The 12,751-nt window shown below is 44.9% G+C and carries 7 protein-coding genes and 1 pseudogene; 4 read left to right on the plus strand and 4 right to left on the minus strand.

Features of this window, described 5'->3' with window-relative positions; translation table 11 throughout:
* The first annotated feature begins 1,221 nt into the window (after positions 1–1,221).
* On the plus strand, positions 1,222–1,668 hold the full coding sequence (locus tag AACT52_RS35070; protein WP_143172949.1) for a hypothetical protein: 447 nt from the start codon (positions 1,222–1,224) through the stop codon (positions 1,666–1,668).
* A gap of 122 nt (positions 1,669–1,790) precedes the next feature.
* Here the strand turns inward: AACT52_RS35070 and AACT52_RS35075 are convergent, their stop codons facing one another.
* The 3 genes and pseudogenes from AACT52_RS35075 to AACT52_RS35085 all read right to left on the minus strand — a co-directional run.
* The gene (locus AACT52_RS35075; RefSeq protein ID WP_073635047.1) at positions 1,791–2,036 is read right to left on the minus strand and encodes a hypothetical protein; all 246 of its coding nucleotides are present in this window, start codon (positions 2,034–2,036) and stop codon (positions 1,791–1,793) included.
* Positions 2,037–2,188: 152 nt separating this feature from the next.
* Complete coding sequence (locus AACT52_RS35080; RefSeq protein ID WP_233154147.1) at positions 2,189–3,289, minus strand: RNA-guided endonuclease InsQ/TnpB family protein; 1,101 nt, start codon at positions 3,287–3,289, stop codon at positions 2,189–2,191.
* Positions 3,290–3,572, minus strand: a pseudogene (locus AACT52_RS35085) (transposase); the annotation flags it as partial. It abuts the gene before it with no gap.
* Positions 3,573–4,040: 468 nt separating this feature from the next.
* On the opposite strand from AACT52_RS35085, the gene AACT52_RS35090 reads away from it, so the two are divergent.
* The 3 genes from AACT52_RS35090 (at position 4,041) to AACT52_RS35100 (ending at position 11,928) form a co-directional block, all read left to right on the plus strand.
* Positions 4,041–10,370: a PAS domain S-box protein gene (locus AACT52_RS35090; protein WP_073635049.1), complete on the plus strand. Its 6,330-nt coding sequence runs from the start codon at positions 4,041–4,043 to the stop codon at positions 10,368–10,370.
* Between the two features lie 7 nt (positions 10,371–10,377).
* Positions 10,378–11,007, plus strand: a complete 630-nt coding sequence (locus AACT52_RS35095; protein WP_073635050.1) for a response regulator — start codon at positions 10,378–10,380, stop codon at positions 11,005–11,007.
* 285 nt (positions 11,008–11,292) lie between these two features.
* Positions 11,293–11,928 (plus strand): isochorismatase family protein, encoded by a 636-nt coding sequence (locus AACT52_RS35100; RefSeq protein WP_198941049.1) that lies wholly within the window; start codon positions 11,293–11,295, stop codon positions 11,926–11,928.
* A gap of 198 nt (positions 11,929–12,126) precedes the next feature.
* Here the strand turns inward: AACT52_RS35100 and AACT52_RS35105 are convergent, their stop codons facing one another.
* Positions 12,127–12,681 carry a PadR family transcriptional regulator gene (locus tag AACT52_RS35105; protein WP_073635052.1) on the minus strand — a complete coding sequence of 185 codons (555 nt, stop codon included), beginning with the start codon at positions 12,679–12,681 and terminating at the stop codon, positions 12,127–12,129.
* Positions 12,682–12,751: the final 70 nt, after the last annotated feature.

A 12,751-nucleotide genomic window follows, 5' to 3' on the forward strand; every position in this document is an offset into this window, starting at 1 on the left:
TTCTACTGACAGGATACCGTTACGTGGGCTTTCTTACTTTTCAGACATCCTCTTAGGGATTTCTTTCTGGTAGTGTTTGAATTGCTTGTCATATAAAGTTATATATACTTTGAATTTCTGTTTGCAATTTATAGTTATTTTGATTTTGGTTATGTAAAATTGCCTTAATCAAAGTTGTTACCAATAAATATACTCTTTTAATGAATCTTCCTTATTCTCAATAATTAGTTTTATTGCAATTATTTTTCATCTAAATTAATAAACTCACATCTTGCACCTAACCGTATAAGCCCGTACAAACCAAAAATATGTGCGATAAAGCTACATTATTTTTCTTGGCTTTTCTCGCTATATAAAGGACTTTTGGTTTCATACTGAGTTACGAAGTACCATCAATTTTTCTTGGTGCAAGATGTGAGTAAATTCATTTAACTACTTGAAACAGTCTGCTGCTTTATATTTGACCCCAGTTAACATACGTTGTCTAAGTACGGGAATATGGCACAACAGGGGTATTTCCCCGGTACGCCAGTGTCACCACATGACTGTTATAAATGGCACAGTATGTTTATGAGAATGCGTGAAATACTGCAATGCCTACAATGTTTGTGTAGTGAGATATTGTTCTGATTGCAAAGGCGGGCGATCGCGGGTTATTTATCTAGCTAAATATATTTAAGAGTAAGTATAAATATTATTTAAAGTACTGACAATATTCTAGAATTAAAAAATAAAAATTAGTACAAAGTGTTTTATATTGTGTTACATAACGAGACGGGTAGGATTGGGAATTTGTGATAATTGAGGTATTACTGACCCTAATAAACATACCTTGTCTAAGTGCGGGGATATGACTTTTTAGGGCGATCCTGTGGTAGCGAGGGGATACTACTGCAATGCTGGGATATAGCTAGTGTATGTGTAACCATACCATGAGTTAAACAATACGTATGTACTAAGGATACTCCTACTATGCTGGGGTATTGTGAGGGAAACAGGAGCATAGTCGGAGATGACATTTTCTCAGTATGAGGTTATGGTATAAGCAAGTACAGAGCAGCACTTATATTCTACGATTTGTCTATCATCTATTAATACAATTCTCGTGCTGTAATACTTCAATTGTGAAGCGCGTGGTTAGTAAGGTTTAAAGGGAGGGAGATGAGTACAGAATTTGTTATACCGCAGATAAAGAGGAGTGGGAATACGGAGACGGGGAAGATGTTCAAGTACTTGATATCTAAGCCGATGGAGATGGGGTTGGTAGAGACAGTAGTATATACCCTCAAAGCGTTTTGGTTGCCCCTATCGATGCATTCAGTTGGGATTAGGGGAGAAAAACTGAGGAAGGTTGCCTTATGGGCGATTGGAGTATTGGAGAGCCAGATTCAGACGATTAAGCGTGTGTGTGGATTGGAGGAGATATCACAGTTGGTACTGATTACCCCTATGGTTAGTCCGCAAACAGCAGCAGTGGTTTCTCCTGCTGTAGCGTATCAAGAACCAAATAGTAATGCTTCTTCTTCTGTTGCTACACTTGCCCAACAAGAAGAATTATCCCAACAAAACGCATCTGGGGTAGAGGATAATTATGATGACTTTTTTGATGATGATTCGGATGTGATACCTGCGGGGGCGATTGAGGGGGATGCAGGATTTAGGGTCTAAAAAAGAAAAATTTCTCGTTTTGGCGAGGAATTTTTCTTTGTTTCGTTTAATTCACAAATACTTCGTGAGTATGGAGGGTTTTACCAATAACGGTAAGGATATTGAGTATATAGTTGGCATCCTTACCACAGAAAGTGACTTGACCAACTGGTTGTAGATGTGGAAAATTCTGATTTGTTAGTGCGAATAAGACGATAATAATCTCGAAGTTTGGGAAGGTCATCCTTGCTAAAAGGGATATAATCGGGATCAATTTCTTTACCACAGAATCGGGCAATATCGTAGGCGATGCTACTGGGGATGGACTCAACAATTGCTATAGCATCTCTAGTTTGAGGATTGTCAATTTTGTAGAAAGTTTTAGACATGGGTTTTTCTCCTGCCAATTGTTTCAGCAGAATTTCGCGTCAAGCGGCTGTAAAAAAAAGACGGCGAGGTCAGAAAAAATAAAAATTCCTCAGTTCATGAGGGATTGAGGTTTTGAATTGGTTGATTGAAGTATTTTGAATTCACATGATTCTCATAATGAACTACCCCGCCGCTTCCGGCGGACGGGGTTTCTCCCGGTTCCGCCACTAGCTCGGATTTTTGTCTCTTCGCAAGCCGAGCGTTGCTTCATAGATCCGGTATTCTTGCATTTACTAGTCTTTGAAGTAGAGCTTAGACATCCAAGACTATCGAGGCTGGTTCTCAACCCCGGTTGTTGATTAGTCACAACGTTGTACATCACTATCGCGCTACCCGCATCACGTGGTATTTCAAATCCACAATCTGAGCATACATGGTGACGATTTGATAGCTCTGCCCATTCCTTATGAATTATTCCACACTTGGGGCAACGCTGAGATGGCTTGATATTTTTGGTCGGTAGCACAATCATCAATCCGCCCTTCGCTTCAATCTTGTAGGTCAGCATCTTGTTGAGAGTGCCAAAACCCACAGAAACAATAGACTTATTGAGTCCTGCTTTTTGCTTCTTACGTTTGCTACCTTTTTTTGCTTTGCGGGTCATCCCCTTCGTGTTGAGATGCTCAGTTGCGCCGATGTCATAACGACTTGCAATCTCTGACGTAACCTTATGCTGCCAATCCCAACGCTGAGTCCCAGCCTTTCGTTGTAGTCTTGCAACACGCTTGTTTGCTTTCTTCCAACGTTGCGACGCCTTGGTTTTCTTGTTTCTGTTAGGAGCTTGTTTGCGTCGTAATTCCTTGGAAGCACGTTTTATTTTGACCTCGGTCTTTTGAGTAAAACGTGGATTAGATATCTGCTCAACATCCTTTCCGTTATAGGTCGTAATGGCTGTCTCGCATCCGAGATCAAAAGCCACAATTGAGTTGTATGCCAACTCAGATTGAGACCCAAACTTTGCTGCAACGTCGGAGACTTCGACGGTAAAAGATGCAAACCATTGCTTCAAACCTGGTTTGTAGACAATGGTAAGCGTGGTAGGCTTCCCCCACTGCTTAGCTTGACCTCGCATCTTTACCTTGATACCTAGGTCGTTGAGGTTCACGCTGCCATGCTTAAGCGATGTATTGGCTTTCCAACCAGAAAGTGCAGGATAAGTCCACCCTGAAAACTTCCGGATTGACTTGAATTTAGCAGGGTCAGAGCATCTCAATCAGGCTTGACACAAGGAATCAGAAGAATTTAATGTATTGTCAATGAAACAACAACTGAGAACCTGAATCATATAATTGTTATCCATAGCGGTGCGTTTCATTTTTTGACGGAGACTACGTTTGTAAGTCTGTTCACGGTTGAGAGCATTAAGAGCAATGCGTCGTAAAAGAGCAAAATTTTTCGGGCTGTGGAAAGAACGAATGCGACAAGCATCTTCTGCGAAGGTACAACCCTTGAGTCCAATGAGCCTGGTTTTCAATACCCCAATGTTTTCGGACACTAGCTCAATTGCAGGTTTGTTCTACTTTTTGACCAAAAGTTGCTATAACAACTATTTTTAGCCCTGATTCTGATGTTGGTTCTGGCTTGATATCAACCCTATGAAAGTCAAACCTGTCTCATGGTACGACTGTGGAAAGTGAGCAAATTAACAATTATAGGTCACGACCGCAGAGCGATTGCAAAGGAGCGTAGTATCGATTGAGCAAATGGTTAACAAAACCTGGAATTCGGTTTGCTTCGTTCAACACTGCCCGTCGAACAATTCTTTAAATTATCAGCCATGTACATAATTTGCAAAGGGCAAGTTAAAGGCGTTACTATACTAAAGGGAATATTTTAGCGCGGCCGCAGAATTCCGAACTCAAATTTTTGGAGTGGTTGCTTCTCGCAAGTTTTAGTCAAGTCAATGGCTTGTCAGACCGCAGTTAAAGCAACACAACCCATGGTACTCATCGGGAGAGAACTCAATGATTGCCCTAGCTGGAGTCGCCTTCCATTGCAAAATCTATTCAAGTTCAGCATCTGTTGTGTACCGGGGTATCAGGGTGCAGGATGGTCGGGCAATCATCGTCAAACTACTTAAGCAAGATTATCCCTCTCCTGAAGAACTAATTCGCTATAGGCAGGAATATGAAATTACCCGTTCCCTCAAAGAGGAAGGAGTAATCAAAGCATATAGTCAGCAAGACTATCAGCGCACGCTCGTTATTCTCTTGGAAGATTTCGGTGGAGAATCCATCGAAAGATGGATGCGGCAGCAACCAAACTTTTGTCCTATACCTTTATCCAATTTCTTACGATTAGCAATCGATATCACAGATATTTTGGGCAGAATTCATGCTGCTGGAGTCATTCACAAAGATATCAATCCTAGCAACATCGTCCTTAATCCGAATACTGGCGTTGTCAAAATTATTGACTTTGGTATTGCCACCCGCTTTAACCGCACGAATCCGACGTTCAAAAGTCCCCATGTGTTAGAAGGCACGCTTGCCTATCTGTCGCCAGAGCAAACCGGGCGGATGAACCGTTTGCTCGATTACCGCACCGATTTTTACTCGCTTGGCGTAACATTCTACGAACTGCTCACCGGACAGTTACCGTTTCTCACAACCGACATCCTGGAGCTAGTCCATTGTCATATTGCCAAACCACCTATACCGCCACATGAGGTGAATGCAGCGATTCCTAAACCCGTTTCAGACATCATTCTCAAACTGATGGCGAAAAACGCAGAGGATCGCTATCAAAGTGCCTGGGGGATCAAAGCGGATTTAGAACGCTGTACAGAGCAATTTACAACAACAGGTCAAATTGCTCATATTCAATTAGGTCTGCAAGATGTTTCGGATCAGTTTCAGATTCCCCAAAAGCTGTATGGACGCGAAGCGGAGATTGCAGCATTATTGGCGGCGTTTGAAAGAGTAGCCCCAAGAGGGAATGTTGGCGAAGCCTACCGACCAGAGTCAGGCATAGAAAATCCTCGATTCAAAGTCGAAATGATGTTGGTTTCTGGCTATGCGGGAATTGGGAAATCAGCATTAGTGCAGGAACTCTATAAGCCGCTCACAGCAAACCGCGGTTATTTTATTTCTGGTAAATTTGACCAATTCAGGCGCAATATTCCCTACAGCGCCATTGTGGATGCCCTGCAAAAGTTGGTGCAGCAACTTCTGGGGGAACCGGATGAGCAAGTGCAACAGTGGCGATCGCGTCTGCTGACGGCATTAGGGAGTAACGGACAGATCATCATTGATGTGATTCCCGAAGTAGAACTGATTATCGGCAGGCAGCTACCCGTCCCAGAGGTGGGAGCCACAGAAGCTCAAAATCGTTTTAATCGAGTTTTCCAGCAGTTTATTCGAGTATTTTGTTCCCAAGAACATCCTCTGGTGATCTTTTTAGATGACTTACAGTGGGCAGATTCAGCCACGCTGAAGTTAATCGAACTAATGATGCTTGACGAGCAAACCCAATTTCTATTTCTGATCGGAGCCTATCGAGATAATGAAGTCAATCCAGCGCATCCACTGGCATTAACGCTGGAGCGATTGAGGAAACAAAGGGCAGTGCTTCAAGAAATCATTCTGGCACCCTTAACGCTCTTGCCGTTGAGTCAGTTGATTGCCGAGACGTTGCATCAAAATACTGACACTGTGCGATCCTTAGCTGAGTTGGTATTGCATAAAACGGAGGGCAATCCTTTCTTCGTTGGTGAATTTTTGAAAATGCTCTATGGCGAAAATCTGTTGACTTTCGATGCACAACAGTTGAGCTGGCAGTGGAACCTGGCAGAGATTGAAGCTCAAAATATCACGGATAATGTGGTGGAGTTGCTGCTGCGTCAGTTGCAGAAATTGCCGGAAGCAACACAACAAATTCTCTCCATCGCCGCTTGTACTGGGGCTGAATTTGATTTAGAGACATTGGCGATCGTTTGCGAAAAATCACCGAAAGCAATTTTTCAGGATTTATTAGAAGCAATACAAGCTGGATTAATTCAACCTTTGTCTGACTTGGACGAAGACTTGTTGGTTCAAGAGTATAAGTTTTCGCACGATCGCGTGCAGCAAGCGGCTTATGCCCTAATTGATGAGTCGTGCAAACAAGTGGTTCATCTCCAAATCGGTCGCAATTTACTCGAAAAAACTTCACCGGAGCAACGATTGGATCGACTGTTTACTATTGTGGATCATCTCGATCAAGGAACGGAGCTTGTCACTGCTCAACCAGAACGAACTGAAATTGCCAGATTGAATTTAACGGCAGGTCAGAAAGCAAAAGGTGCAACGGCTTATGAAGCCGCTTTTAAGTATTTCACTACAGGTCTTCAACTTCTCGATACAGAGAGTTGGCAGAGTGAGTATGACCTGACCTTAGCGCTGTATTCAGAAGCAGCAGAAGCGGCGTATCTCCAGGGTCGCTTTGATGAGATGGAACAGTTGGTAGAAGTGGTACTCAATCGCGCCAAAACAGCGATCGACAAAGTGCAGGTTTACGATAGCAAAATTCAAGGATATTTATCACAGGGCGACCTGAAAGAAGCACTAAAAACTGGATCGCAAGCGTTAAAGCTCTTGGGAATAGATTTAATAGAAAATCCAAGTCAGGCAGATATTCAAAGGGAATTGGAGTCAACGGCTACACTACTCGCCCAACGAGAAATCAAAGACTTGATTAATTTACCAGAGATGACTGCACCAGAACCGCTGGCAGCAATGTCAATCCTAGCGAGTATGAGGTCTGTTGCATTTATAACGTTACCACCCCTGTGGATACTGATTACGTTCAAAACGGTAAATTTATCAATCAACTACGGGAATGCTATCTGGTCATCACTGTTTTATGCTGGCTACGGGTTTGTTCTATGTGGAGTTGTTCAAGACATTGAATTCGGTTATGAGTTCGGCAAATTGGCTCTGGGTTTGGCAGAACGATTGAATGCCAGAGGAAATGCTAGAACCTTAATGTTTTCAAATGTCCATATCATGCACTGGAAGGTGCATTTTAGGAACACAATACCCATGCTGGCTGATGCCTATCAAAATGGAGTGGAAACTGGAGACTTTGAAACTGCTGGTTATGCTGCATATTACGTGTGCTATAACTCATTTTTTGCTGGAGAGGAACTTACCCAACTAAAACAAAAAACAGCAGTTTACAGCAAGTCGATTGACCAAATTAGACGAGAAAGTCCCTCGAATTGGCTGGCAATATTGCGGCAGACTATTCTTAATTTGCAAGATAGGCCTGAGAATTCCAGCCGCTTAGTTAGTAGGCTACATAATGAAGAACAGGCGTTATCACACGCTATTGCAGTTAAAGATGGAACTGCAATCCAGATACTCTATTTGCACAAAGTCATGTTGTGTTATCTATTTGAAGAACACCATCAAGCTGAACAGACTGCTATTTTGGCAAGGCAACATTTTGAAGATGTCACAGCAATAACGGTTCTACCTATATTCTGTTTCTATCATTCTCTGGCGCTTTTGAGCCTATCGCTTGAGGCTTCAAACTCTGAAAAAGCAGCTTGGCTAAGTTGTGTTAGCTCCAACCAAGAAAAGATGCAAAAATGGGCGAGTTATGCCCCAATGAATTATCTCCATAAATTTTATTTAGTCGAAGCAGAGAAAGCGCGAGTCTCAGGGCAATTCTTTGAGGCTGAGGAACTTTATGAACGAGCGATCGCAGGTGCTGCTGAAAATGAGTATATCCAGGAAGAAGCATTAGCTTATGAATTAGCGGCTAAACATTATCTAGCGCGAGATCGGGAAAAGATTGCTCAGACTTACATGAAAGAAGCGCACTATTGCTACGATCGCTGGGGCGCAACCGCTAAAGTTAAAGATTTAGAAAAACGCTATCCACAACTCCTCAACACCAACCTAGTTCGGCAATCACATTCAATCGTGACCAATGAAACGATCCGTCATCCGACTGCGGCGATCGATTTGGCGGCGGTGATGAAAGCGGCTCAAGCTCTCTCAGAAATAATCCATCTCGATCGATTAATTGCCACGTTGATGCAGGTGGTAATCGAAAATGCAGGAGCCGAAACTGGCGCTCTGGTTCTCCTGGAAGAGGATCAACCCACTGTGATGGCTCAATGCAGCGGAAGTAGACAGTGTGACCTAGAAAAGCTTGCTGTTGCTGACTGTGCAACGATTCCTGTCTCCGTCATTCGCTCGGTAGAACGTACTCAAGAAACTTTGGTGCTTGATGATGCAGTCAGCGAACCTCCTTTTTCAACTGATCCTTACATTCAAAAGCAACAGACGCGATCGCTCCTGTGTATGCCCATTCTCAAGCAAAATCAGCTGATTGGCATACTTTATCTGGAGAACAATCTCAGCGCAGGAGTGTTTACCAGAGATCGCTTGCAAGTCCTTAAACTGTTGATTGCTCAGGCAGCAATTTCATTAGAAAATGCTCGGCTGTATGAACAGCTAGAAGACTATGCCGAAACACTGGAAAGGAAAGTAGAAGAGCGAACTCAAGCCTTGCAGCAGGAGATCGCTGAACGTCAACAAACCGAAGCCGCATTGAGACAAAGTGAAGCAAATTATCGCAACCTGCTACAGACCGCGAATTCAGTCATCATTCGCTATGATCCGCAAGGACGGATTCGATACATCAACGATTATGGGGTAAAGCTTCTTGGCTATGAAGGACATCAGATTTTAGGGCGAACCTTATTTGAAACAATCATTCCAGACATCGAAACCTCTGGACGTGATGTCAAACCATTTGTTCACGATTTACTTCGTAATCCTCAATTGTACCCGCAAGGCGAGGGTGAAAACCTGTGTCGAGACGGTCGGCGAGTTTGGATGACCTGGTCAAATCAAGCCATCTTCAATGAACAGGGAGATGTCGTTGAAATCTTATCGGTTGGCAATGACACCACCCAGCGTAAACAAGCAGAAGAGGCTTTACAACGCAGTGAAGCTAAGTTCCGAACTATTTTTGAAAACTCGCAGGTTGGCATCTACCGCACTCGCCTCTGTGATGGATTAATTCTCGAAGCCAATCAACGCTTTGCCGATCTGTTTGGCTTTGATTCACCAGAGGAGGTGATTGGGCTGAAACACACTACAGACTGTTATGTGAATCCCAGCGATCGCCAGCAAGCTATTGAATTGCTGAAGCGTGATGGTGAACTGCAAAACTTTGAAGTGCAACTGCAAAAACGAGATGGCACGCTATTTTGGGGACTTTGCTCTACTCGTCTGAATGCAGCCGATGAATGCATCGAAGGTGTGATTGCAGATATTAGCAAACAGCAAGCTGCGCTACACGAACGCAAGCAAGCAGAAGAAGCCCTACAAGCCTCAGAGACAAAGCTACGGACTCTAATTGAGGCAATTCCCGATCCATTGTTTGTACTGTCTGCTGAAGGGCGACTTCTTGAAATAATGGTACTGGAACCAAATCTGCTATGGCAACCCTTTGAGGAGATGATTGGTCAAACCATGCATCAACTCGGAAAGGAACAAGCCGATGAATTTCTAAATTATATTCAGCAGGTGCTGAGAACCCAACAAATCCTCACAGTCGAGTACGGTGCGTTTCTAAATGGACGAGAAGCCTGGTTTTCGGCTCGCATTGCCCCAATCAGCCACGATCAGGTGATTTGGCTGGCGCGAGATATTACGGCGCTGAAGCAAGCAGAAGAAGCCTCAATTTTAGAGGAGCGCAACCGCATAGCACGCGAAATTCACGATACACTCGCTCAGGCGTTTACAGGTATTCTGGCTCAGGTAGGTGCTGCAAACCAGGTACTAACGGATGATGTAGAAGCAACTCAGGCACATCTAAACCTGATCAAAGAATTGGCGCGAACCGGACTGTCTGAAGCGCGGCGATCGGTAGTAGCGCTCCGTCCTCAGCTTTTGGAGGAGGGCAGTTTACAGAGCGCTCTACATCGTCTCATCGCTCAAATCAGAACTGCCGCAATGGATACCACTTTATACTATGAGACTGAGGGTATAGTGTATTCTCTACCGACTGAAGTCGAGAGTAATCTATTGCGGATGGGGCAGGAAGCCTTAACCAATGCGATTCGACACGCCAATGCTGATGAAATTCGAGTGGAGCTAATCTATGATCGCGATCAGGTTTGCTTGCGCGTGCAAGACAATGGACAGGGCTTTGGAGTTGGAAGTATTTCAGCCTCTGAGGGTTTTGGCTTACTAGGCATGAGCGAACGAGCAGAGCGCATCGGCGCACAACTAACCATTAGGAGTCAACCTGGACAAGGAACAGACATTATTGTCACCGTCAATCGGGAGTAGCATCACGATGAGCCAAGCCACGACTATTCGGGTTTTGATTGCGGACGACCATGCTATTTTTCGGCAAGGATTAGCCACGATTATTGACCGTGACCCGGATATGCAGGTGATTGCCCAAGCCGAAAATGGGGAACAAGCGATCGCTCTATTTGGGGAACACCAACCAGATGTAACGCTAATGGATCTGCGAATGCCTGAAGTGGAAGGAGTTGCCGCCATTGGTGCAATTTGTGCGATCGTTAAATCTGCTCGGATTATTGTACTGACCACGTATGATAGTGACGAAGATATTTATCGGGGATTGCAGGCAGGAGCAAAAGGATATCTGTTGAAAGAAACTGAACCTGACGAGCTTCTGAATGCTATTCGTACCGTTCATCGGGGTCAGAGGTATATTCCGCCCGATGTAGGAGCAAAGTTGGTACAGCGCCTCAGCAATCCAGAACTGAGTGAAAGAGAACTAGAAGTACTCCGCTCACTGGCGCAGGGAATGAGTAATGCGGATATTGCGACTGCTTTGAGTATTGGTGAAGGTACTGTTAAATCCCATGTTAATCGGATTTTGAATAAGTTAGATGTGAGCGATCGTACTCAAGCGGTGATTGTTGCCGTTAAACGCGGCATTGTCAGTTTGTAGGGTGTACTTTCGATCGAGTTCGGATTCTAACTTAAGTTATAGCTAGCCTTCTACTCCGCGATGGCACGGTTACTCTATCAATTTGTACTGTAAAAATTTTAACTTGCTGTAGACGACGGCTTGAAAGCGATCTCCTATATTGAACTTATTCCGAAAGAAGCTGAGTACTAGAACTGGACACGCCCCAGATAGCTAGGAAAAAATGACATTGATTGAATTTGAATGAAAAAGGAGACAAACCCATGAGCAACACCATCGACACTATGTATCGATCCCAACGACGCCGTGCTGCTGCTGATTGATCATCAGAGCGGACTCTTCCAACTTGTACGTGACATCGAACTCTCAGTCCTCCGCTCCAATGTTACGGCGCTCGCCAAGATCTCGCGACTCGCCAAGATTCCGACCTTCACGACTGCTTCGGTACCCGATGGTCCCAATGGTCCCCTGATTCCCGAAATCCACCAGCACAATCCTGAGGCGGTTTACATTCCGCGCACAGGCCAGATTAACGCCTGGGATAACCCGGCTTGGGTAGACGTGATCGAGAAGACTGGGCGAAAGACTCTTCTCATCGCTGGAACTCTCACCAGCGTCTGCATGGCGTTTCCGACGCTGAGCGCACTGGCCGCTGGTTACAAGGTCTTCACGATCATTGACGCTTCCGGCAACTGGAGCCAGATGGCGACCGACCTCACTCTGGCCCGCGTCGTCCAAGCGGGAGCCATGCCCATCGGCACTTACGCAGTAATCGGCGAACTCATGAACACGTGGAACCGTCCGGACGCAATGGAGTTTGCCACTGTCATGGTTGACCTCATGCCGATTTACCGCGCCCTGATGGAGAGCTATGACAAAGCTCAATCTGTGCAACGAGATGGACGGGAGACCAAGCTCGACCGGCAAATGGCACCTGTGTAAAAGCACCTAATTGCAACGCGCACGCGCAAAATAAAAAAAGTGAAGGCGAGGAGTTGCTTATCAGTTCCTCGCCTCGCATTTCCGATAAGAGTGTCCGTAACGCCCCAACAAGCAGGCTAATCGGCATTGTCAGTTTGTAGGGTGTACTTTCGATCGAGTTCGGATTTTAACTTAGAAGAAGGAATTTACGTTGATTGGCTACGAATTGTTGCGGTCGCGCAGCGTGTGCATAGCACGTATCGCTTTTTCCAACCAATCTAAATAAGTCTGTTCCCGTTGCTTCACTAAGTCCAAAATCAGTCGATGCAGTTCTTGTTCACGCGATGCAGTCGGATTACTCAAAGATAGAGCCTCGATCACCTCACACTGGGCTAGCTTTTCTTGCCGTGCTTCCAGTTCCTGCTTTAGCAAATCCACGATAGCCTCGTTAGGCAACTGAGCTGCAAAATAGAGTTGCACCAGCAACGGCTCTCGCAACACGGGCAACGGATGATGCGTCTGAAGCCATTGGGTTAACTCTGTTTCACCTGCTTTGGTAATTCGGTAAACCTTGCGATTGGGGCGATCGTGCTGAATCTCGACGGTACAGGTAATCCACCCCTGTGACTCCAGTTTGTCTAAAGTCCGATAAATCTGTGCCTGATCTGCTGGCCACAGATGGGAAATGCAATCGTCAAAGCACTCGGTTTTGAGGTCGTAGCCGGTCCGCTCCTGTTGCTGGAGCAGACCCAGAATCACATGGGCAAGAGACATAGGCGGTTTACCGAATGAACAGGGAGGACAAGCCCTACCCATAGAATTTATATCCTTCTATGCTAGTATA

The sequence above is a fragment of the Scytonema sp. HK-05 genome (assembly GCF_963872035.1).
Lineage (GTDB): Bacteria > Cyanobacteriota > Cyanobacteriia > Cyanobacteriales > Nostocaceae > Kalymmatonema.